The organism is Chitinimonas viridis (assembly GCF_030409555.1).
Classification (GTDB): Bacteria; Pseudomonadota; Gammaproteobacteria; order Burkholderiales; family Chitinimonadaceae; genus Chitinimonas; species Chitinimonas viridis.
Genome location: NZ_JAUFPU010000010.1, coordinates 26,390 through 48,697 on the forward strand (window position 1 = coordinate 26,390; position 22,308 = coordinate 48,697).

The 22,308-nt window shown below is 61.3% G+C and carries 17 protein-coding genes; 11 read left to right on the forward strand and 6 right to left on the reverse strand.

The genetic code is table 11. The annotated features are described in order from the left end of the window. The first annotated feature begins 90 nt into the window (after positions 1-90). The 8 genes from rimP to QWZ03_RS12410 all read left to right on the forward strand — a co-directional run bounded on the left by rimP (position 91) and on the right by QWZ03_RS12410 (position 12,207). Positions 91-522, forward strand: a complete 432-nt coding sequence (gene rimP / locus QWZ03_RS12375; protein WP_308447086.1) for a ribosome maturation factor RimP — start codon at positions 91-93, stop codon at positions 520-522. Between the two features lie 93 nt (positions 523-615). Continuing rightward, positions 616-2,112 carry a transcription termination factor NusA gene (gene nusA / locus QWZ03_RS12380; RefSeq protein ID WP_284198183.1) on the forward strand — a complete coding sequence of 499 codons (1,497 nt, stop codon included), beginning with the start codon at positions 616-618 and terminating at the stop codon, positions 2,110-2,112. A 30-nt stretch (positions 2,113-2,142) separates the two neighbouring features. After that, entirely contained in the window at positions 2,143-5,001 is a 2,859-nt protein-coding gene (gene infB / locus QWZ03_RS12385; protein ID WP_290333001.1) for a translation initiation factor IF-2, read from the forward strand. Positions 5,002-5,145: 144 nt separating this feature from the next. Continuing rightward, positions 5,146-5,532, forward strand: coding sequence for a 30S ribosome-binding factor RbfA (rbfA, locus tag QWZ03_RS12390; protein WP_284198185.1), 387 nt, complete (start codon positions 5,146-5,148; stop codon positions 5,530-5,532). Continuing rightward, positions 5,504-6,436, forward strand: coding sequence for a tRNA pseudouridine(55) synthase TruB (gene truB / locus QWZ03_RS12395; RefSeq protein ID WP_290333002.1), 933 nt, complete (start codon positions 5,504-5,506; stop codon positions 6,434-6,436). Before rbfA ends, truB begins: the two co-directional genes overlap by 29 nt. 98 nt (positions 6,437-6,534) lie before the next feature. After that, a complete protein-coding gene (gene rpsO, locus QWZ03_RS12400) occupies positions 6,535-6,804 on the forward strand; it encodes a 30S ribosomal protein S15 (RefSeq protein ID WP_284198187.1) in 270 nt (89 codons plus the stop codon). 216 nt (positions 6,805-7,020) lie between these two features. Then, entirely contained in the window at positions 7,021-9,186 is a 2,166-nt protein-coding gene (pnp, locus tag QWZ03_RS12405; RefSeq protein WP_373322413.1) for a polyribonucleotide nucleotidyltransferase, read from the forward strand. Between the two features lie 177 nt (positions 9,187-9,363). Next, positions 9,364-12,207 (forward strand): putative bifunctional diguanylate cyclase/phosphodiesterase, encoded by a 2,844-nt coding sequence (locus QWZ03_RS12410; protein WP_290333005.1) that lies wholly within the window; start codon positions 9,364-9,366, stop codon positions 12,205-12,207. A 97-nt stretch (positions 12,208-12,304) separates the two neighbouring features. Here QWZ03_RS12410 and acs read toward each other — a convergent pair whose 3' ends face one another. Further along, positions 12,305-14,272 carry an acetate--CoA ligase gene (acs, locus tag QWZ03_RS12415; protein ID WP_290333006.1) on the reverse strand — a complete coding sequence of 656 codons (1,968 nt, stop codon included), beginning with the start codon at positions 14,270-14,272 and terminating at the stop codon, positions 12,305-12,307. A 191-nt stretch (positions 14,273-14,463) separates the two neighbouring features. Further along, complete coding sequence (locus QWZ03_RS12420; protein ID WP_290333007.1) at positions 14,464-16,146, reverse strand: MFS transporter; 1,683 nt, start codon at positions 16,144-16,146, stop codon at positions 14,464-14,466. A 313-nt stretch (positions 16,147-16,459) separates the two neighbouring features. Here QWZ03_RS12420 and QWZ03_RS12425 point away from each other — a divergent pair, with 313 nt between their 5' ends. Both QWZ03_RS12425 and QWZ03_RS12430 read left to right on the forward strand, forming a co-directional pair. Beyond that, on the forward strand, positions 16,460-17,347 hold the full coding sequence (locus QWZ03_RS12425; RefSeq protein ID WP_284198192.1) for a LysR family transcriptional regulator: 888 nt from the start codon (positions 16,460-16,462) through the stop codon (positions 17,345-17,347). 88 nt (positions 17,348-17,435) lie between these two features. Continuing rightward, on the forward strand, positions 17,436-17,972 hold the full coding sequence (locus tag QWZ03_RS12430; protein WP_290333008.1) for a cysteine hydrolase family protein: 537 nt from the start codon (positions 17,436-17,438) through the stop codon (positions 17,970-17,972). 10 nt (positions 17,973-17,982) lie between these two features. On the opposite strand, the gene QWZ03_RS12435 is transcribed toward QWZ03_RS12430, so the two are convergent. The 4 genes from QWZ03_RS12435 to QWZ03_RS12450 all read right to left on the reverse strand — a co-directional run bounded on the left by QWZ03_RS12435 (position 17,983) and on the right by QWZ03_RS12450 (position 20,009). Then, complete coding sequence (locus QWZ03_RS12435; protein ID WP_290333009.1) at positions 17,983-18,357, reverse strand: sirohydrochlorin chelatase; 375 nt, start codon at positions 18,355-18,357, stop codon at positions 17,983-17,985. 112 nt (positions 18,358-18,469) lie between these two features. Further along, positions 18,470-18,625 (reverse strand): 50S ribosomal protein L33, encoded by a 156-nt coding sequence (gene rpmG, locus QWZ03_RS12440; protein ID WP_072427662.1) that lies wholly within the window; start codon positions 18,623-18,625, stop codon positions 18,470-18,472. Positions 18,626-18,642: 17 nt separating this feature from the next. Beyond that, the gene (gene rpmB, locus QWZ03_RS12445) at positions 18,643-18,876 is read right to left on the reverse strand and encodes a 50S ribosomal protein L28 (RefSeq protein WP_284198195.1); all 234 of its coding nucleotides are present in this window, start codon (positions 18,874-18,876) and stop codon (positions 18,643-18,645) included. A 344-nt stretch (positions 18,877-19,220) separates the two neighbouring features. Beyond that, on the reverse strand, positions 19,221-20,009 hold the full coding sequence (locus QWZ03_RS12450; RefSeq protein WP_290333010.1) for a substrate-binding periplasmic protein: 789 nt from the start codon (positions 20,007-20,009) through the stop codon (positions 19,221-19,223). Between the two features lie 250 nt (positions 20,010-20,259). Here QWZ03_RS12450 and QWZ03_RS12455 point away from each other — a divergent pair, with 250 nt between their 5' ends. After that, positions 20,260-22,266: a UvrD-helicase domain-containing protein gene (locus QWZ03_RS12455; protein WP_290333011.1), complete on the forward strand. Its 2,007-nt coding sequence runs from the start codon at positions 20,260-20,262 to the stop codon at positions 22,264-22,266. Positions 22,267-22,308 lie beyond the last annotated feature (42 nt).

A 22,308-nucleotide genomic window follows, 5' to 3' on the forward strand; every position in this document is an offset into this window, starting at 1 on the left:
CGCCGCTAAGTCGCTAAAATAGCGGGGATTTCAATTCTTTGTGTATCTGAAGTGGGCTCGAGGGCCCATTTTTCATTTCTGCGGCGCGCTATGGACATGCAACGTTTGTTGGACACCACGCTACCTGGCCTGGGTTATGAGCTGGTTGATCTGGAGATCGGCCGGGATGGCTTGGTTCGGGTGTTTATCGACAGCCCGACGGGCATCACGCTGGATGACTGTGTGAAGGTGAGCAATCATCTCTCCCACTTGTTCACCGTGGAGAACGTGCCCTATGAGCGCCTGGAGATTTCCTCGCCGGGTCTCGATCGTCCGCTGAAGAAGGAGGCGGACTTCGTCCGTTTCGCGGGGCAACAGGTGAAGATCAAGTTGCGCGTGCCGCTGGAAGGTGGCCGCAAGATGCTGCAAGGCGAATTGAAAGGCATCTCCGATGGCAAGGTGGAGGTGCTGCTGGCCCCTGACCAGTTGGTGGCGGTGCCCCTGGCGCAGATCGACCGGGCGCGTTTGGTGCCGGTGTTCTGAGTATCTGTTCGATAGAGCGGATGCTGTGCGGGATAGGGGTTTTTAGAGATTGGGGCCTGTGCCCGAAGCGATACGGTTGGAGGTATTCGAGAAATGAGTCGTGAAATCCTGTTGCTGGTCGATGCCTTGGCGCGCGAGAAGAACGTAGCGCAAGACATCGTGTTCAGCGCGCTGGAAATGGCGCTGGCCTCGGCCACCAAGAAGCGGTATGTCGATGATGTGGATGTACGCGTGGCGATAGACCGCGTGTCTGGTGATTATGAAAGCTTCCGTCGCTGGGAAGTGGTCGAGGACAATGACCACGAAGAACCCTCGCGTCAGTTTGCGATCACCGACGTGAAGGAAAAAGGCCTGGCGCTGACGATAGGCGACTTCTACGAGGAGCCGCTGGAGCCCATCGAATTCGGCCGTATCGGCGCTCAGACTGCCAAGCAGGTGATCCTGCAGAAGATCCGCGATGCCGAGCGCGAGCAGATCCTCAATGACTTCCTGGATCGCAAGGAGCACCTGGTAACCGGCACCATCAAGCGCATCGAGCGTGGCAATGCCATCGTCGAAGTGGGCAAGCTGGAAGCTAAGCTGCCGCGTGAGCACATGATCCCCAAGGAAAACCTGCGGGTCGGTGACCGAGTCCGTGCCTATCTGGTCAAGATCGACCGTGATGGCCGTGGCGCGCAACTGATACTGAGCCGTACGGTGCCTGAGTTCATCGCCAAGCTGTTTGAGCTGGAAGTGCCGGAAATCGAGGAAGGCCTGATCGAGATCCGTGGTGCTGCCCGTGATCCGGGTGCGCGCGCCAAGATCGCCGTCAAGTCCAACGATCCACGGGTAGACCCGCAAGGCACCTGTATCGGCATGCGCGGTTCGCGCGTGCAGGCTGTGACCGGTGAGCTGGCTGGTGAGCGCGTGGACATCGTGCTGTGGTCGGCCGATCCGGCGCAGTTCGTGCTGGGCGCCCTGGCGCCGGCCGAAGTGCAGAAGATCATGGTGGACGAGGAAAGCCACAGCATGGACGTGGCTGTGGACGAGGAAAATCTTGCCATGGCCATCGGCCGCGGTGGTCAGAACGTGCGCCTTGCCGCCGAGCTGACGGGCTGGAACCTCAACATCATGACGCTGGAGCAGGTTGAGCAGAAGCACGAGGTGGAATACGCCAAGGTGCGCGAACTGTTCATGGCTGCCCTGGATGTGGATGAAGAAGTGGCCGAGATCCTGGTGCAGGAAGGATTCGGCAGCCTGGAAGAAGTTGCGTATGTGCCCATCGACGAGATGCTGGATATCGACGGCTTTGACGAAAACCTGGTGAACGAGCTGCGTAGCCGCGCTCGTGATGCCCTCTTGACCCAGGCGATTGCCAAGGAAGAACAGGTCGAGAACAGCGTTGAAGAGTTGCAGCACCTGGAGGGCATGACCCCCGATATCGCTCGCGCGCTGGCCAGCAATGGCATAGCTACCCGCGACGACTTGGCCGAGCTGGCCGTGGACGAGCTGGTCGAGATGACCAGCATGGACGCTGAAGCCGCCAAGCAATTGATTATGACCGCCCGCGCCCACTGGTTTGAGCAAAACCAGGCGTTCGAGCAGCAGTAAGCCGGACACGGCAAGGAGACGGGAGCCAGAATGAGTCAAATGAACGTTAGCCAATTTGCGGCCGATCTTAGGATGCCGCCGCAGCATCTGTTAGACCAACTACGCGCAGCCGGCGTGGACAAGGCCGGTGTCGATGACGCCTTGACCGAACAGGACAAGACCAAACTGCTGGCCTATCTGCGCAGCGTGCATGGTTCGGCCATGGACAAGCCCAAGGTCACCCTGGCGCGCAAGCAGACCAGCGAGATCAAGAAGTCCGATGCCACGGGCAAGGCCCGTACCATCCAGGTGGAAGTGAAGAAGAAGCGCGTGTTGCTGACGCCTGAGGCTGCGGCGAGTGCCCAGCCAGAGGCTGATGCCCATGTGGCGGAGCCGGTGATTGAAGCGGCCGTGGTGGCTGAGCCGGTTGCCGTGGCGGAAACCGTTGTGGTAGCCGAGGCTGTCGTGGAGACCGCACCGGTGGTTGAAGCTGCACCCGTGGTCGAGGCGGCGCCTGAAGTGGTGCCCGAGCCGGTGGTGGAAGCCCCGGTTGCCGTGGTGGCAGAGCCTAAGGTGGAAGCCAAGCCCAAGCAAGATAAGCCCAGGGCCGAAGAGAAGGCCAAGCCTGAGCCCAAGGTGGAGCCGGTAGCGGCCCCCGTGGTTGAGGCTGCGGCCCCTGCGCCGGCTGCTGCGCCGCTGTCGCGCGCCGATGTGCTGGGTCAGGCTGAGCTGGATGCACGTGAAGTTCAGGCCGCCCGCCAGCGCGCCCTGTTCGAGCGCCAGGCTGCCGATATCAAGGCCAAGCAGGACCGCGAAGCAGCCCGCAAGGCTGCGCAGGAAGCGGCTGTCAAGGCAGCGGCCGAGGCTGCTGCAGCACCCAAGAAGCCCGCCAATACCGAACATACCCTGCACCGCGCGCCCAGCAAGCCGGGCGAGGTCAAGAAGGATGCCAAGCCGGCTGCTGCCGACGTGAAGAAGGCCGCCGCACCCGCCAAGGATGGCTGGGGCGATGGCGCCAAGCGCCGTGGTGGCCTCAAGACCCGTGGCGGCGATACCGGCACTGGTGGCTGGAAGAGCGGCAAGAAGGGTGGCCGTGGCAAGGGCGGTGGTGGTGACGATAACAACGCCCACGGCTTCCAGGCCCCCACTGAGCCTATCTCGCGCGAAGTCGATGTGCCGGAAACCATCTCGGTGGCCGATCTGGCCCACAAGATGGCGGTCAAGGCTGCGGAAGTGATCAAGGTGCTCATGAAGATGGGCATGATGGTGACCATCAATCAGGTGTTGGACCAGGAAACGGCCATGATCGTGGTCGAGGAAATGGGCCATCAGGCTGTTGCCGCACGCCTGGATGATCCGGAAACTTATCTGGATGGCAGCGAGAAGCAGGAGCATGAGCTGCTGCCGCGCGCCCCGGTAGTAACCGTGATGGGTCACGTCGACCACGGCAAGACCTCGCTGCTGGATTACATCCGTCGCGCCAAGGTGGCGGCGGGCGAAGCCGGCGGGATTACCCAGCATATCGGTGCCTACCACGTGGAAACCGAGAAGGGCATGATTACCTTCCTCGATACCCCAGGCCACGAAGCGTTTACCGCCATGCGTGCCCGTGGTGCGAGTGCGACCGATATCGTGGTGCTGGTGGTGGCTGCCGATGACGGCGTGATGCCCCAGACTATTGAAGCCATCCACCACGCCAAGGCTGCCAAGGTGCCTATCGTGGTGGCGGTGAACAAGATCGACAAGCAGGGTGCCAATATCGAGCGCATCCGCCAGGAACTGGTGGCTCACGAGGTGGTGCCCGAGGATTGGGGTGGTGATACCCAGTTCATCGAGGTGTCGGCCAAGATGGGTACCAATATCGACGGTCTGCTGGATGCCATCCTGCTGCAAGCCGAAGTGCTGGAACTGACCGCGCCGGTGGATGCACCGGCCAAGGGCCTGATCATCGAAGCCCGCCTGGACAAGGGCCGTGGCCCGGTCTCCACCATGCTGGTGCAGTCCGGTACCCTGCGCAAGGGCGACGTGGTGCTGGCCGGTGGTGTATTCGGCAAGGTTCGCGCCATGCTCGATGAGAACGGCAAGAACATCAACGAAGCCGGTCCTTCCATTCCGGTCGAGATACTCGGTCTGTCGGAAGTGCCGAATGCCGGTGAAGACGCCATGGTGCTGTCGGACGAGCGCAAGGCGCGTGAAATCGCCCTGTTCCGTCAAGGCAAGTTCCGTGATGTGAAGCTGGCCAAGCAACAGGCCGCCAAGCTGGAGAACATGATGGCAGCGATGGCCGATGGCGAGGTGCAGAACCTCCCCATCATCATCAAGGCCGACGTGCAAGGCTCCTTCGAGGCGCTGTCGCAAAGCCTGCAGAAGCTGTCCACCAACGAAGTGCGCGTCAACATCCTGCACTCAGGCGTGGGTGGCATCACCGAGTCCGACGTCAACCTTGCGCTGGCTTCCAAGGCGGTCATCATCGGCTTCAACGTGCGTGCCGATGCCATGGCTCGCCGCCTGGCCGAGAACGAAGGCGTGGATGTGCGCTACTACAACATCATCTACGACGCAGTGGATGAGGTGAAGGCTGCGCTGTCGGGCATGCTGGCGCCGGAGAAGAAGGAACAGATCATTGGTTCGGTCGAGATCCGTCAGGTCTTCACCGTGTCCAAGGTTGGCTCCATCGCCGGCTGTCTGGTGCACGAAGGCGTGGTCAAGCGCGGTGCTGGCGTACGCCTGCTGCGTAACCACGTGGTCATCCACCAGGGCGAGCTGGAGAGCCTCAAGCGCTTCAAGGACGACGCCAAGGAAGTCAAGGCGGGCTTTGAGTGCGGTCTGCAACTGAAGAACTACAATGACATCCAGGAAGGCGACATGCTGGAAGTCTTCGAGATCATCGAAGTTGCCCGTACCCTGTAAGCCGTAGTGGGCAGGGCGTGCGGTGCGCCGGCCCTGCTACATCGACAGGCGCGAAGCCCGACTGGGCTTGGCGCCTGTTGTACTTTAAGAATCCAACATGGCGTGGGGGCTGCAACCTGGTTCTCACGCCCGAGGCCATACATCATGCCTAAAGACTTTACCCGCTCTGATCGAGTGGCCCAGCAGATGCAGCGCGAGCTGGCAGAGCTGATCCGCCTGGAGCTGAAAGACCCGCGTATCGGTTTTGTCACGCTGACCGGTGTGGAAGTGACCCGTGACATGAGCCATGCCAAGGTGTTCTACACCCTGATGAAGGGCGATGAGCTGGAGTCGCAGTACACCCTGAACCGCTCGGCAGGCTGGCTGCGCAGCGAGCTGTCCAAGCGCATCAAGCTGTTCAAGATGCCCGAGCTGCACTTTGAATACGACCGCTCGGTCGAATATGGCATGTCGCTGGACAAGCTGATAGACCAAGCCATGCAGACCACCGGGCCGGCTGACGATGAAGCAGACGCAGATAAAAAGGATTAAGCGACCGGTACACGGCGTGCTGTTGCTGGACAAGCCCTATGGGGCTTCCAGCAACCAGGCCCTGCAGAAGTGCCGCTGGCTGCTGCAGGCGGAGAAGGGCGGCCATACCGGCGTGCTCGACCCCTTGGCTACCGGCCTGCTGCCACTGTGTTTTGGCGATGCCACCAAGTTTGCCCAGCGCATGCTGGATGCCGACAAGCGCTATGTCGCCACGCTCAAGCTGGGGGTGACCACCACCACGGGCGATGCCGAAGGCGAGGTGCTGGATACCCGGCCGGTACAGTGCGACCGGATGGCGGTGGATGCTGCGGTGGCTCGCTTTGTCGGCGAGATCGAGCAGGTGCCGCCGATGTACTCGGCCCTCAAGCATGAGGGCAAGCCCCTGTACGAATATGCGCGGGCAGGCATCACGCTGGAACGGGAGGCGCGCCGCATCAACATCTACGGCATTGAAGTGCTGCATTTTGCGGGAGACGAGTTGGTGCTGGATGTGCGCTGCAGCAAGGGGACCTATATCCGTACCCTGGCAGAGGACATTGCTGCGCTGCTGGGTTGCGGCGCCCACCTGATTGGCCTGCGGCGCACCCAGACGGCGGGCTTCAGGCTGGAGGATGCGATTACGGTTGAGCAGTTCGAGGCCCTCGCGCTAGAACAGCGCGATGCTTTGCTGCTGCCGGCCGATAGCCTGCTGGCGGATTTGCCTGCCGTGACGCTGGATGCCGCCCAGACCGATAAGCTAACCCACGGATTGTCCGTGCGTTTTCCATCAGATGGTGGGATAATCGCCGGCTTGCGCGTTTATGGCGACACCGGTGCCGGGCAGCCGACCTTTCTGGGGCTGGCTGAATTGACCGACCAGGTGCTGTCTCCGCGCAGATTGCTGTCTACTGTGGTTCACAGTTGATAGCGGCGAGGAAGCCAGGAGGGGTTGGCGGCATAGCCGACTCGCCTTGCTCGTCTGCACCGCTGAACGGTGCTTTTTAGTATGTGGAGTTACACAAAATGGCAGTGACCGTCGAACAAAAAGCCGAGATCGTCAAGCAATACCAACGTGCCCAGGGCGACACCGGTTCCCCCGAAGTGCAGGTTGCCCTGCTGACGGCTCGTATCAACGACCTGACCGGCCACTTCAAGGCTAACGCCAAGGATCACCACAGCCGTCGTGGTCTGCTGAAGATGGTTAACCAGCGTCGCAAGCTGCTGGCCTATTACAAGCGCACCAACCTGGATGGCTACCGCGAGTTGATCGCCAAGCTGGGTCTGCGTAAGTAAGCGTTTCAAGAAAAGCCGCTGCTAACTGCAGCGGCTTTTTGCATTTCAGGACCGGGCACTGCTGCGATGCGCCACAGGGCGCATGGCAGGAGTCTCTGCTCCGTATTCTGTTGGGCGTGAAGTGGTTCCGGCCACGCCCTGCGGCAAGCAAGCTGGCTGGAACCCCGGCGTCGGTTTATGTAATCACCGAATTCAGCGCGTCGGCGGATATGGGTCATGGTCGCTGGACATGACCAGTCGAAAAGGACGAAAAGCGTGTTCAATCGCATCTCCAAATCGTTTGCCTACGGCAAGCACACTGTTACTCTCGCAACTGGCGAGATTGCCCGTCAGGCCTCCGGCGCCGTGATGGTTTCCATGGACGATACCGTGGTGCTGGTCACCGTGGTGGGTGCCAAGAATGTCAAACCCGGCCAGGATTTCTTCCCACTGACCGTGGATTACCAGGAACGTACTTACGCCGCCGGCAAGATCCCCGGCGGCTTCTTCAAGCGTGAAGGTCGCCCTTCGGAAAAGGAAATCCTCACCTCGCGCCTGATTGATCGCCCCATCCGTCCGCTGTTCCCGGAAGCCTTCTACAACGAGATCCAGATCGTCGCCACGGTGATGTCGGTGGATCCCGAGATCGATCCGGACATCCCTGCGCTGATCGGCGCATCGGCTGCCCTCGCCATCTCCGGCCTGCCGTTCCAGGGCCCCATTGGTGCCGCCCGCGTGGGTTACGCCAATGGCCAGTACCTGCTGAACCCCACCAAGGCCGAACTGGCTGAGTCGCAGCTGGACCTGGTGGTGGCGGGTACCGCCCAGGCTGTGCTGATGGTGGAGTCCGAAGCACAGGAACTGTCCGAATCCATCATGCTGGGTGCTGTGGTGTTCGGCCACGAGCAGATGCAGGCTGCCATCAACGCCATCAATGCGCTGGCTGACGAAGTGAACCCGGAAGTCTGGGACTGGCAGGAGCCTGCGGTCGATGAGGCCTTGGTGGCCCAGGTCGCCGCCCTGTCCGACGAAGGCCTCAAGCTGGCTTTCCGTATTCCGCAAAAGCAGCTGCGCGTGGCGCAGATCAACGACACCTGGGCCAAGGTCAAGGCAGCGCTGATCGACGAGAACACCGACACCCTGCGTGCCAACCAGATCAAGGATATCTTCCACGGCCTGGAAGCCAAGATCGTCCGTAACCAGATACTGGACGGCTACCCTCGTATCGATGGTCGCGACACCCGTACCGTGCGTCCCATCGAGATTCGCACCGGCGTGCTGCCGCGTACCCACGGCTCGGCGCTGTTCACCCGTGGTGAAACCCAGGGCATCGTGGTTGCCACCCTGGGCACCAAGCTGGATGAGCAGAAGATCGATGCGCTGATGGGTGAATACACCGACCGCTTCATGCTGCATTACAACTTCCCTCCTTATTCGACCGGTGAGACTGGCCGTGTCGGTACGCCCAAGCGCCGCGAAATCGGCCATGGTCGCCTGGCCAAGCGCGCGCTGATCGCCGTGCTGCCGAAGAAGGAAGATTTCAGCTACTCCATGCGCGTGGTGTCGGAAATCACCGAGTCCAACGGTTCGTCCTCCATGGCTTCGGTCTGTGGCGGCAGCCTGGCGCTGATGGATGCGGGTGTGCCCCTGAAGTCGCACGTGGCCGGTATCGCCATGGGCCTGATCAAGGAAGGCAACCGTTTCGCCGTGCTGTCCGACATCCTGGGTGACGAAGATCACCTGGGTGATATGGACTTCAAGGTAGCCGGTACCGAACTGGGCGTGACCGCCCTGCAGATGGATATCAAGATCAACGGCATCACCAAGGAGATCATGCGGGTGGCGCTGGATCAGGCACAGGAAGGCCGCCTGCATATCCTCGGCATCATGAAGGGTTCGCTGGACCACGCCCGTGAGGAAGTGTCGCAACACGCACCGCGCCTCTACACCATGAAGATCAATCCGGAGAAGATCCGTGATGTGATCGGCAAGGGTGGCGCCGTGATCCGTGCCCTGACCGAGGAAACCGGCACCCAGATCGATATCCAGGATGACGGCACCATCACCATCGCATCGGTTTCCAGCGACGGTGCCGATGAGGCCAAGCGCCGCATCGCCGAAATCACCGCTGAAATCGAGATCGGTAAGATCTACGAAGGCCCGGTGATCAAGATCCTGGACAAGAACGTCGGCGCCATCGTGCAGATCATGCCGGGTCGTGATGGCCTGGTGCATGTGAGCCAGATCGCCAACGAGCGCGTCAACAATGTGGCTGACTACCTGAAGGAAGGCCAGATTGTTCGCGTCAAGGCGCTGGAGCAGGATGAGAAGGGCCGTGTGCGCCTCAGCATCAAGGCAGCGCTGGCTGATGAAGCCGCACCTGCAGCACCCGCCGAAGCCTGATAGCCAGGTTGAAAGCAGAAAAAGCCCGGTTTTTACCGGGCTTTTTTTCATGGTGGTTTTGCTTCTGTCGGTCGGGTGACAGATACTGCAGAATCGGCCTTGTCTGCCGCGCGGTGCCGTGCGCCCACCATCAGGTGGGGTGCGCTAGCGGCAGCTGCTGCAAGTACGGAGATTCGATTGGATACAGCAGTCTCGACTAGCACTGTGCCAGCCACCTCACCCTGGTTGCGCATCAAGCATTGGCTGACCCACCTTAGCCTGCGGCAGGTATTTGTGCTGGTTGTCGCCGTGGGGCTGCTGGCGCCTGGCGTCATCTTTACCCTGTTGATGCTGGAGTGGCGCCGTCACGAGCTGACCTTGCAGTTCCGGGCCGAGCAGGAGCGGGTGCTGGAGACCCTGGCGCTGGGTTTGCGCCAGCCCTTGTGGGATCTTTCCCTCAATGCCGGCCAGCCCTTGGTGGACACCGCCATGAAGGACGCCCGCATCGTATCGGTACAGGTGGATGGCACCTTCCCTGGCGAGCCCTTTATTGCAGTCAGCCTGCCTGAGCGCCGGCAGGGTGTGGTGACCCACCTCTCCCGCCCGGTGCACTTTGGCGACCAGATCATAGGCAAGGTCACCATTACCTTTGATGACGGTGATCTGCGCCGCCGACTGGCCGCCCAGGGGCGGGAATACGTGCTGCTGATCGGTGTGATGCTGGTCGTCAGTCTGCTGCTTATCCTGCTGCTGCTGGATTCGCGTTTTCTGGTACCACTGCGGCGCTTGTCGGAGCAGGCGCGGGCGCTGACCAACCATGAGGCGCCACCGGGTACCGTCTGGACCCGCGAGGACGAGATAGGCGATCTGGGCCGGCAGCTGGAGTGGGCCAGGGGCGAGCTGCACCGCCTGTTTGGCGAACTGAACGACAAGAACGAGGCACTGGAGCAGGATATCGTGGAGCGCGTGCAGACCGAGGAGGCCTTGCGGGCTTCCGAGGCCAAGTACCGCGAACTGTTTGTCTCCAACCTCGATGGCATCTGCGTGGTGGACATGGATGGCCGGGTGCAGGATGCCAATCCGGCCATGCTGGCGCTGCTGGGCGTACCCAGCGCGGCCCTGGTTGGCCGGCCCATGAGCCAGTTCGTGGCGGAGGATTGGCGCAGCTACGATGACCATATGATGCAGCACCGGGTGCTGGTGGATGGTCATTGCAACGAATATGAGATCGAGCTGTACCGCCCCAGCGCAGGGCTGTTGCCGGTGAGCGCCAAGGGGGTGCTGATGCGTGACGTGGATGGACGCGCCATAGGCATCTGGCGCATCCTGCGCGACCTGACCGAGCGCAAGGCGGCGGCCCAACGCATGGAGCTGGCGGCCAAGGTGTTCGACAACACGGCCGAAGCCATCATGGTGATTGCGCCGGACAACCGTATTACTTCGGTCAACCGTGCCTTTACCGATATCCTGGGCTACCACGCCGATGAAATCGTCGGCCAGCCCAGTAGCGTATTGCGTGACCCTTCGGTAGAAACCAGGGTGTACGAGGAAATCAACGCGAACTACACCAATGGCGGCGCCTGGCAGGGCGAAGTGCCGTTCCGGCGCAAGTCCGGCGGGGTGTTTACGGCCTGGGCCCAGATCAATGTGGTGCGCGATGTGACGGGCCGCATTGGCGATGTGGTGCTGCTGATACGCGATATCAGCGATGCCAAGGCGGCTCAGGAACGCATTCTGCATCTGGCGCGCTTCGATGCGCTGACTGTCTTGCCCAACCGGGCGTATTTCCGTGAACTGGCTGAGGAGGCCATCGCCGAGGCGCACCGGCATGGCGTGCACCGTGCCCTGCTGTTTGTGGACCTGGATCACTTCAAGACCATCAACGATTCGTTAGGCCATGATGTGGGCGACCAATTGCTCAAGGAAGTGGCCAGCCGCCTCAACGATGCCCTGCGTGCCGGTGATGCCGTCGGCCGGCTGGGAGGGGACGAGTTCGTCATCTTGCTACGCAATCTGGACAGCGGCGAGGATGCCAGCTATGTGGCCAGCCGGGTGCTGGAACGGCTGGCGCGTCCCTTTGTCGTGGATGAGCATGAACTGGTGGTGACGCCTTCGCTGGGGATAGCGCTCTACCCCGAGGATGGCGAGGATTACGACACCTTGGTGCGCAATGCCGATGCGGCCATGTACCACGCCAAGGAGCATGGTCGTAACACCTTCCGCTTCTATACCGCCGATATGAATGCCAGGGCGCGCGAGATACTGGCCGTGGAGAATCAGCTGCGCCGTGCACTGGAGCGCGACGAGTTCGTGCTGCATTACCAACCTCAGGTGGCCATGAGCAGCGGGGCCATTGTGGGCGTCGAGGCGCTGATACGCTGGCGCCATCCGGAGCGTGGCCTGATCGGACCCATGCAGTTCATTCCCATCGCGGAGGAGCGCGGACTCATAGGCGATATAGGCGAGTGGGTGCTGCGTGAAGCCTGCAGGCAGAATCGTGCCTGGCAGGATGAGGGCCTGCCCCCCATCGAGGTGGCGGTCAATCTCTCCGCCATGCAGTTCTACCGCCGCGACCTGGCTGAGGATATCACCGGCATACTGAAGGAGACGGGGCTGGATGCCCGCTGGCTGGCGCTGGAGGTGACGGAGAGCGTGATCGTGCAGGATGTGGAATCCACCATCGCCACCCTGGCCGCGCTGAAGGCCATGGGGCTCAAACTGGCCATCGATGATTTCGGCACCGGTTATTCCTCGCTCAGCTATCTCAAGCGCTTCAAGGTCGACAAGCTCAAGGTGGATCGCTCCTTTGTGATGGATATCCCGGGTGATGCGGACGACAGCGCCATCACCCGCGCCGTGGTCAACCTGGCGCGCAACCTAGGCCTGCAGGTCATTGCCGAGGGGGTGGAGACGCCGGAGCAATGGTCTTTCCTCAAGCAGGAGGGCTGCGATGAGGTGCAGGGTTACCTGGTCAGCCCGCCATTGCCTGCCATAGACTTGGCCAACCGGCTGGCGCGAGGTGCTTGGACCTTGCAGGGCTGAGCGCGGCGGGCTCACCATGAGGGTGATGGCTGGCGATGTACTGGGTGGTGACAGCAAAAAGCGCCTTGCGGCGCTTTTTGTTGGCTGTGTGCAATGCTCAGGCGGGTTCTTGCAGCTGTTGCAGGATGGCTGGGTTCTCCAGGGTGGAGGTGTCCTGGGTGATGGCTTCACCGCGGGCAATGGCACGTAGCAGCCGCCGCATGATCTTGCCAGAACGCGTCTTGGGCAGGTTGTCGCCAAAGCGGATATCGTCTGGCTGGGCGATTTTGCCGATTTCGTGCGCTACCCAGTTCTTCAGCTGCTCAACCATTTTTTTGGCGTCTTCGCCGGTAGGGCGTGCGCCCTTGAGCACCACGAATGCCACCACGGCCTCGCCCTTGATCTCGTGCGGTTTGCCCACCACGGCGGCTTCGGCCACCAGCGGGTTGGCCACCAGCGCTGATTCAATTTCCATGGTGCCCAAGCGGTGGCCGGAGACATTCAGCACATCATCTATGCGGCCCATGATCCAGACGTAACCATGCTCATCGCGGTGGGCCGAGTCGCCGGCCAGGTAGTACTGGCCGTTGAACTCCTCGGGGAAGTAGGTTTTCTTGAAGCGTTCCGGGTCGCCCCAGATGGTGCGCACCAGGCTGGGGAAGGGTTTCTTGATGACCAGCATGCCGCCCTTGCCGGCTTCGACCGGTGCGCCGGATTCATCGACGATATCGGCGATGATGCCGGGCAAAGGCAGGGTGCAGGAGCCCGGCTTGGTGGCCACGGCACCGGGCAGCGGGGCTATCATCACCGAGCCGGTCTCGGTCTGCCACCAGGTATCGACTATGGGGCAGCGCCCGCCTCCGACGGCCTCGTGATACCAGATCCAGGCCTCGGGATTGATGGGCTCGCCCACCGTACCCAGCAGGCGCAGGCTGGAGAGATCGTGTTGCTGCGGGAAATCCGCGCCCAGTTTGATCAGTGAGCGTATGGCCGTCGGGGCGGTATAGAAGATGCTGACCTTGTGCTTCTCTATCATCTGCCAGAAGCGATGGGCGTCGGGGTAGGTGGGCACACCCTCGAAGATCACCTGGGTGGCCGCCATGCCCAGCGGGCCGTAGCAGACATAGCTGTGGCCGGTGATCCAGCCTACGTCGGCCGTGCACCAGAACACATCATTGGGCTTGGCATCGAATACCCAGCGGAAGGAGTTCATAGCCCCCAAGAGGTAGCCGGCGCTGGAGTGCTGGATGCCCTTGGGCTTGCCGGTGGAGCCCGAGGTGTAGAGGATGAACAGCGGGTCTTCCGCATTCATCCATTCCGGCTCGCATTGCTCGGCCTGGCCTTCGGTCAGTTTGTGCCACCAGATATCGCGGCCATCTGCCCATACGGTCGCACCGTTGTTGCTACGCTGGTAGACCACCACCTGGCGGACGGATTCGCAACCCCCCAGGCTGATGGCCTCGTCGATCACTGCCTTGAGTGCCACGGCCTTGCCGCCGCGCATGCCTTCGTTGGCCGTGATGACGGCAACAGCGCCGGCGTCCTGTATGCGCTCTTGTACCGATTTGGCCGAGAAGCCGCCAAATACCACGGAATGGATGGCGCCGATGCGGGCGCAGGCCTGCATGGCCACCACCGCTTCTATGCTCATGGGCATGTAGATGACGACCCGCTCGCCCTTCTTGATGCCCAGTGCCTTGAGCCCGTTGGCGAACTGGCATACCCGCCTGTGCAGCTCGGCATAGGTGACGCGGGTGACGGCACCATCGTCGGCCTCGAAGATGATGGCGATCTTGTTGGCGTTCTGGGCCAGGTGCCTATCGAGGCAGTTGTAGCTGACATTGAGCACGCCGTCGTCGAACCACTTAAAGAACGGTGCATTGCTATCGTCCAGTACCCGGCTGAACGGTTTTTTCCAGCTGATTAGCTCGCGGGCGATATCCCCCCAGTAGGACAGGTAGTGGTCGTCCGCCTGTTCGCACAGGGCGTTGTAGGCATCCATGCCGGGTATGGTGGCACGGTGCCGGAACTCGTCCGACGGTGGGAAAAGGCGCGTTTCCTTGAGTATGGAATCGAGCGTGGACATTGAGGGGCTCCTTTGTTTTTGAGTGCTTGCTGTGACGCTGTTGGCGCTTGCTTCGCTTGGGCAAGGCAAGGGGCAACAGAACCAGAGACCAGACTATTCTGGGCTTGTGCCGGAGAAAACGAAACCATAGCTTGATCTGTCGAGCGGCAGGGTGGCTCCGTCCAGGGACGCCACCCTGCCGAGAGTCAGGCTCAGTCGTTGGCGTAGATATCCCTGTCCTTGGTTTCTGGTGCGAACAGGCAACCAATGACGAAGGTCATCAGGGCAAACAGGATGGGATACCATAAGCCGTAGTAGATATCGCCGGTGGCTGCCACCATGGCAAAGGCCACGGTAGGCAGGAAGCCGCCAAACCAGCCATTACCGATATGGTAGGGCAGGGACATCGAGGTATAGCGTATCTTGGTCGGAAACAGCTCGACCAACCAGGCCGCGATGGGGCCGTACACCATGGTCACGAAGATCACCAGGATGGTGAGCAGCGTCACCACCATGGGGGTGTTCATGCTGGCAGGGTCTGCCTTGGCGGGATAGCCGGCGGTGGTCAGGGCACTGCCCAGCGACTTGTTGAAGCCATCGGCCTGGGCCTTGAAGGCATCCTTGTCCAGACTTTCGCCTTCAAAGCTGGTAATGACGGTTTCGCCCACGCTGACAGTTGCCAGGGTGCCTGCAGGCGCGGCCACGTTCTCGTAGGGTATGCCCTTCTTGGCCAATGCCGACTTGATGATGTCGCAGGACTGCTTGAAGGTCGCCTTGCCTATGGGATCGAACTGGAAGGCGCACTTGGCCGGGTCTGCCACGACCTTGACCGGTGCGCGGGCGATGGCAGACTCCAGCGCGGGGTTGGCGTTGTGGGTCAGCGCCTTGAAGATGGGGAAGTAGCTGATGGCGGCAATCAGGCAGCCGGCCATGATGATCTTCTTGCGGCCTATCTTGTCCGACAGGGCGCCAAAGATCACAAAGAAGGGGGTGGCAATGGCCAGCGAAACGGCGATCAGCAGGTCGGCCCTGTCCGCTTCCACCCCCAGGGTCTTGGTGAGGAAGAACAATGCGTAGAACTGGCCGGTGTACCACACCACCGCCTGGCCGGCGGTGCCGCCGAACAGCGAGAGCAGCACGATCTTGAGGTTGGGCCAGCGGCCGAACGACTCAGTCAGCGGTGCCTTGGAGTGCTTGCCTTCCTCCTTCATCTTCTTGAAGGCGGGCGACTCGTGCAACTGCATGCGGATATAGACCGATACAGCCAGCATCACGATGGAGACCAGGAAGGGAATGCGCCAGCCCCATTCCTGGAAGGCTTCGGTACCCAGCGCATTGCGGCAGAGCCAGATCACCAGCAGCGACAGGAACAGGCCCAGGGTCGCGGTAGTCTGGATGAAGCTGGTGTAGAGGCCGCGTTTGCCATGGGGTGCATGCTCGGCCACATAGGTGGCTGCACCGCCATACTCACCACCCAGTGCCAGCCCTTGCAGCAGCCGCAGCGTGATCAGCAGTATGGGCGCCGCAATGCCTATGGTGCCATAGCTGGGCAGGATGCCGACTATGGCGGTGGACAGGCCCATGATCAGGATGGTGACCAGGAAGGTGTACTTGCGGCCTATCATGTCGCCCAGGCGACCAAACACGATGGCACCGAAAGGCCGTACTGCAAAGCCGGCGGCAAAGGCCATCAGGGCAAAGATAAAGGCGGTGGTGTCATTGACGCCGGCAAAGAAATGCTTGGCGATGATGGCGGCCAGCGAACCGTACAGGTAGAAGTCATACCACTCGAAAACCGTGCCCAGCGAAGAGGCGAAAATCACTTTCCGTTCTTCTCGGGTCATGGGCCTGGGCTCGGCATTCACGCCGGGCGCCGCATTGGCGATATCTGTCATTGCAATGTCTCCATCTTCTCTGGCGGGCTTACGCCCATCAAGGTTGCGGCCTCTGGTGGGCCATGGTGATCACGCTGCGGGCAGGCCCGGCCGGTGTCGTGGCGCAAAACTACGCCTGCTTGCCAATGCCCATCCAATCGCAAATTCGGATACGCGCCATTTGCCGAGCGATGCTGCAGTGCGATAAGCCCAGTATTGGTGCGGGTTTCGGGGGCGGATGCGCAATGGTGCTGATGGCGCTGATAGATTTCGCTGATGGCGTGGGTCTGCGGCAAGCTGCACAATAGGCAGATAAGAAAACCTGGAGTGAGCAATGGAAATCTACCAACTGCGCACCTTTGTGACGGTGGCGCAGCAGGGCCACCTGACCCAGGCGGCGGAGATACTGCATCTGAGCCAGCCGGCGGTAACCGCCCAGATCAAGGCGCTGGAGGAGGAAACCGGCATCAGCCTGTTCGAGCGCAGTTCGGCCGGGGTGCAGCTGACCGAGGCCGGCAAGCTGCTGCTGCCGGAGGCAGAGCGGATACTGGCCGGCAGCCGCGAAATGCTGAACAAGGCCCGTGCGCTCAAGGGGCAGCTCAGCGGCAAGCTGCGGCTGGGTACCATACTGAGCCCGGAGCTGTTGCGGCTGGGGCCCATGCTGGCCTTGCTGAAGCAGCGGTATCCGCTGGTGCAGCTGAGCACCTTGCAGGGCATATCCGGCTCCATACTCAACGAAGTACGCAAGAAGGAGCTGGATGCCGGTTTCTTTATCGGCAAGAACCCCTACCAGACGGTGCATACCCTGACGCTGGAGGAGCTACCTTATGTGGTGGCAGCGCCTGCTGCCTGGCGCGAAACCCTGCAGGGTTGCGACTGGCGCACGCTTGGCCGCCAGCCCTGGGTGGGCGCTACCCAGTTCTCCAGCCTGTCCAAGCTGCATGCCGATATCTGGCGTGAGCACAATATTGCCCCCAAGAAGGTCTACGACGTGGACCAGGAGCAGGCCATGCTGGTGTGCGTAGAGGCCGGGCTGGGCCTGTGCATGCTGCGTCGCGATGTGGCCGAGGCGGCAGAGCAGGAGGGGCGTTTGTGGATATGGGGCGACGCCGAGGTCACCGTGCCGCTGTCTTTTATCTACCCCGCCGAAATGGCCGACGATGTGCTGGTGCGGCTGCTGCTGGAGATACTGCGGGATGTTTGGCCGGAGCGTGGTTTGTAACCGGGAGTGCGGCGCCGCTCCGGTATCATCGCCGGCATCGCATGCCTGAGGGCATACGCCTGACCAACCTGATGGACATACATAGCCTATGAAATCTGCCCTATTGATCATCGACGTCCAGCGCGGTTTGTTCGATCCCTTGCCGCATCCCTATGAGGCGGATGCCGTGGTGGATCGCATCAATCAGCTGTCTATCCGTGCGCGCGAGGCGGGCATGCCGGTGATGATGGTGCAGCATGAACGCCTGGGCAGCGCGCTGGCGCATGGCTCGGAGGGCTGGCAGTTGCAGGAAGATCTGCTGGTGACGGCTGGCGATATCATGGTGCGCAAGACCACGCCCGATGCCTTCCTGCGCACCCCGTTGGCCGAGTTGCTGGTGCAGCATGGGGTGTCGCGGTTGGTGATCTGCGGGTATGCCACGGAGTTTTGCGTGGATACCACTACCCGCCGTGCGGCGGCACTGGGCTACCCGGTGGTGCTGGCGGCAGATGCCCACACCACCCATGACAAGGCCCACGCCACGGCCTTGCAGATAAGAACCCACCACAATGCCACGCTGCCCGATATCACCAGTTTCGGGCCGGAGATCGTGGCCCTGCCTACGGCGGAGATTGCCTTTCAGTAGCGGCGGCGCTTCAGGCGTCCTGGCTGGCTGCAATCCAGTCGGCCATGGCACCCAGGACGGCATCGGTCTCGCCCAGCGCATCGGTGACGCTGATCTGCAGGTGGGGGTGCTGCTCGCGCAGTGCCGCCACCAGCAAGGGGAGATCCCGTCGCAGGTGTGCGCCACGGGCCATGAAGGCCGGTACGATGGTCATGCTGGCTATATTCTCGGCTACCAGGCTGGCCACGCAATCGGCCAGATTGGGTGTCATCAGCTCCAGAAACGCCAGCCGCACCAGATGATCCGGGCGGCGTGCCGCCACCAGGGCGGCCAGTTTCTCGAAGGGTGCTGCCCACAAGGGGTCGCGGGCACCGTGGGCGAACAGGATGATGGCGTGTTGGGTCATGGCTGCCATGATGGCGGCTTGCGTGACAAAACAAAACCCCCGCACGAGGCGGGGGCTTGCGAGTATGCATCACCAGCGCTCAAGTGTCGGCTGACTTGAGCGGAAACCGTGCTTACTTGAGCTTGGTTTCTTTGTAGGCAACATGCTTACGGGCGACGGGATCAAACTTCTTGATCTCCATCTTTTCCGGCATGGTGCGCTTGTTCTTGGTGGTGGTGTAAAAGTGACCCGTGCCTGCGGTCGATTCCAGCTTGATCTTTTCACGCATGATTCATCTCTCCCGGATTACAGTTCGCCACGGGCGCGAAGGTCAGCCAGCACCACATCGATGCCCAGCTTGTCGATGTTGCGCAGGCCGGCGTTGGAAACACGCAGGCGCACCCAACGGTTTTCGCTTTCCACCCAGAACTTGCGATATTGCAGGTTGGGCAGGAAACGACGCTTGGTTTTGTTGTTGGCGTGGGAAACATTGTTCCCGACCATCGGACGCTTGCCGGTGATCTTGCATACTCGAGCCATTTTGGACTCCCGACTGATTTACTGAAAAATGTTCTTCGACTGGCTTGTGGCGAGGCTGATAGCTCGTCGCGACAGGCGGCGGTCACGCAAAAGAGGCCGAACTATAGCCACTTTGTATGTCGGTGTCAATTTCGCTTTTGCATTCAGTGCTTAAGGCGGGGCTGAAGGGGTGGGGCGCCCGTACGGACGGTACTGCGCAGGGCATACGGCGGGCGTGGAGGTGGGCTTTTTCTGCGCTGCGGGGCTGTGCCACGGCCTTGTTGGTGTGCTGAGGAGGCATGCCAGGGGCAGCGCTGGCACCGCCCGCCAGTGTCTGATTTGCGCACTGGCGGGCGAGCAAGATGCTATTTGAACTGCTGGACCTGCTTCTTGTACTCGGCGGATTCGCGCACGGCGGCGACGGTATCCCACACCTGGGTGGCAAAGGCGGGGTACTTGGCCACAAAGGGCTTGGACAGCATCAGAAAATAGGGCTTCACCACCAAGGGGGGGCTGATCTTCTCCAGCTTGGCGGCCAGCTCAGGCTTGCCGGCAATGCTGATATCGCCCTCCAGGGTCTGCAGCGCTACCCCAGCTACGCGGCCGTTGACCAGCTTTTGCAGGTTGTCGTCGGCACTGCGGGTACCATCGTCCACCCGCACGCCCAGGCCCTTGAGCTGGTCAACGATGGAAAAACCGGCCTGCGCGCCGATGGCGGCGCCGTCGGCATTCTTGATGGCCTTGCCGTCCCACTCCAGCTTGCCGCCCTTGAGCCGGTAGAGGCTATAGCTGTCATCCAGCATGCGCTTGCTGCTGTCGGGTTTGTCGCCTGTCATCGGATAGTGGCCTATGTCCATGCGGTCGGCCTTGAAGCTGATCTTGAACAAGCCATCCATGGTGCCGGCCTTGACCTCTTCCATGCAGCGCTTCCAGGGCAGTGTCTTGATCTCGATCTTGGTGCCCAGCTGTTTTTCTACCTGGCGCATCATGATCATATTGAGCCCTGGCCTATCCTTCAGCAGCCAGGGGTAGGATTCTTCATTTTCGGTACAGATGTTGACGCTGGCAGGTTTGTCGGCGGCTTGGGCCATGCCGACAGGCAGCAGGGCGGCCAGCAGCAGGCCGGTCAGCAAGCGATGGGGGCGTTGGTACACGATGTTGCTCCTGTTCTAGGTTGGTATTCCTGGTTCCGGCGCTTTATCAAGGGGCTGCCTACAAACCGGCGTTGCCCGTCAGGCGGTGTGGTCATCTGCCCGTCTGGCGAGGAAACTGACGCAGCTGTACGCCCCCGCTTGTCACATGGGTGTCATATGAGTTTAGGCAGCATGGGCAGAAATGCCATCTCGTCTGGCTATGCTGCGCCAGCATGCTAAAATCCGCGCCCCTTCAAGGACTTGCCCCCTCATGCTGCACAAGCTCAACTCCCCGCAACAAGCCGCTGTACGGCATCTGGACGGCCCTTTGCTGGTGCTGGCCGGTGCGGGTTCGGGCAAGACCCGGGTGATTACCCAGAAGATCGCCTACATGATCGAGCAGGCGGGCTACGATGCCCGCAATATCGCCGCCATCACCTTTACCAACAAGGCGGCGCGCGAGATGCAGGAGCGGGTGGGGCATTTGATGGATGCCAGCCGGCTAAAGGGGCTAACGGTATCGACCTTTCACTCGCTGGGTTTGCAGCTGGTGCGGATGGAACATGCGGCGTTGGGTTATAAGCCGCGCTTTTCCATACTCGATAGCGCCGATGCGATGAAGATCGTGTCCGATATCCTGGCGACCACCGACAAGGACGAAATACGCGGCGCAGTCAGCACCATCTCACGCCTGAAGAATGACTTTGTCAGCCCGGACATGGCGCTGACCTCGGCCCAGAGCGATGGCGAGCTGCGCATCGCCCGCGTCTATCGCGCTTACCAGGACACCCTGTTTGCCTATCAGGCGGTGGACTTCGACGACCTGATACGACTGCCGGTGGAGCTGTTTGATCGTGAGCCCGAGATACTGACCAAATGGCAGCTGAAGCTGCGTTACCTGCTGATAGACGAATACCAGGACACCAACGTCTGCCAGTATCGCTTGATCAAGCAGCTCACCGGCTTTCATGGCAAGTTCACTGCGGTGGGGGACGATGACCAGAGTATCTATGCTTGGCGTGGTGCCAATGTGGAGAACCTCAACCTGTTGAAAGAGGATTTTCCGCGGTTGGAGGTGATCAAGCTGGAGCAGAACTATCGTTCCACCAGCCGCATACTGAAGGCGGCCAACGCGGTGATCTCCAACAATCCCAAGCTGTTCGAGAAGCAGCTGTGGAGTGAGCTGGGCATAGGCGACCCCATCAGCGTGGTGGAGATGAAGGACGAGGAGCATGAGGCCGAGATGGTGGCCATGCGCCTGCTCGCCCACAAGTTCGAGAACCGTACCCAGTTCAGTGACTACGCCATCCTGTATCGCGGCAACCACCAGGCACGGATACTGGAAAGCCAGTTGCGCAACCACAAGATTCCCTACCAGATTGCTGGTGGGCAGAGCTTCTTCGACAAGGCCGAGATCAAGGACGTGCTGTCCTACCTGCGGCTGATCGCCAACCAGAACGACGACCCCGCGTTTATCCGCGCCATCACCACACCCAAGCGCGGCATAGGCAATGTGACGCTGGAGAAGCTGGGCGGCCTGGCGGCCGAGCGCAAGATCAGCCTGTTCGAGGCGGTGTTCATGCCCAGCCTGGAGGGCCTGGTGCAGGCGGCGCAGTATGAAGCCCTGCAGACTTTCTGCGGCTTTATCAACCGTATCGCCGGCCGCGCCAACCGTGAGCCGGCCGGCGCCTTGCTGAAAGAGATACTGACGGCCATCGAGTTCGAGACCTGGCTGTATGAGACGGACGAGCCCCGGCCGGCCGAGACCAAGTGGAAGAACGTGCTGGAGCTGGTGGCCTGGTTCGACAAGCGGGCCGAGGAAAACGGCGACAGCCTGATAGACATGGCGCAGAAGATAGCCTTGGTCACCCTGCTGGAGGGGCGTAGCGAGGAAGAGGTCGACGCCGTGCGGCTCTCCACCCTGCATGCCTCCAAGGGGCTGGAGTACGGCCATGTCTTTCTGGTGGGGTGCGAGGAAGGCATCCTGCCGCACCAGCAGTCCATTGATGGCGGCATGGTGGAGGAGGAGCGGCGGCTGATGTACGTGGGCATTACCCGGGCGCAGCGCAGCCTTACCATTACCTATTGCGGCAAGCGCAAGCGGGCAGGGGAGTGGAGTATCGTCGAGCCCAGCCGCTTTCTGCTGGAGCTGCCGCAGGACGATATCCGCATCAGTGGCCGCCTGGCAGGGCAGAAAAATGTGGTGGTCAGCAAGCAGGAGGGCCGCGCCAAGCTCGCCAACCTGCTGGCAGGCCTGGATGGCAAATCAGCTAACTGAGTATCTGCGGTTACAATTCGATCTACCCAACGAAACAATAGG

Excerpts from the sequence above, each read along its gene's own strand:
- QWZ03_RS12435 (WP_290333009.1), bottom strand. The coding sequence starts at position 18,357 with ATGACCCAACACGCCATCATCCTGTTCGCCCACGGTGCCCGCGACCCC.
- QWZ03_RS12425 (WP_284198192.1), top strand. The coding sequence starts at position 16,460 with ATGGAAATCTACCAACTGCGCACCTTTGTGACGGTGGCGCAGCAGGGC.
- rimP (WP_308447086.1), top strand. The coding sequence starts at position 91 with ATGGACATGCAACGTTTGTTGGACACCACGCTACCTGGCCTGGGTTAT.
- QWZ03_RS12420 (WP_290333007.1), bottom strand. The coding sequence starts at position 16,146 with ATGACAGATATCGCCAATGCGGCGCCCGGCGTGAATGCCGAGCCCAGG.
- rbfA (WP_284198185.1), top strand. The coding sequence starts at position 5,146 with ATGCCTAAAGACTTTACCCGCTCTGATCGAGTGGCCCAGCAGATGCAG.
- acs (WP_290333006.1), bottom strand. The coding sequence starts at position 14,272 with ATGTCCACGCTCGATTCCATACTCAAGGAAACGCGCCTTTTCCCACCG.
- nusA (WP_284198183.1), top strand. The coding sequence starts at position 616 with ATGAGTCGTGAAATCCTGTTGCTGGTCGATGCCTTGGCGCGCGAGAAG.
- rpmB (WP_284198195.1), bottom strand. The coding sequence starts at position 18,876 with ATGGCTCGAGTATGCAAGATCACCGGCAAGCGTCCGATGGTCGGGAAC.
- truB (WP_290333002.1), top strand. The coding sequence starts at position 5,504 with ATGAAGCAGACGCAGATAAAAAGGATTAAGCGACCGGTACACGGCGTG.
- pnp (WP_373322413.1), top strand. The coding sequence starts at position 7,021 with ATGGTCGCTGGACATGACCAGTCGAAAAGGACGAAAAGCGTGTTCAAT.
- rpmG (WP_072427662.1), bottom strand. The coding sequence starts at position 18,625 with ATGCGTGAAAAGATCAAGCTGGAATCGACCGCAGGCACGGGTCACTTT.
- rpsO (WP_284198187.1), top strand. The coding sequence starts at position 6,535 with ATGGCAGTGACCGTCGAACAAAAAGCCGAGATCGTCAAGCAATACCAA.
- infB (WP_290333001.1), top strand. The coding sequence starts at position 2,143 with ATGAGTCAAATGAACGTTAGCCAATTTGCGGCCGATCTTAGGATGCCG.
- QWZ03_RS12430 (WP_290333008.1), top strand. The coding sequence starts at position 17,436 with ATGAAATCTGCCCTATTGATCATCGACGTCCAGCGCGGTTTGTTCGAT.
- QWZ03_RS12455 (WP_290333011.1), top strand. The coding sequence starts at position 20,260 with ATGCTGCACAAGCTCAACTCCCCGCAACAAGCCGCTGTACGGCATCTG.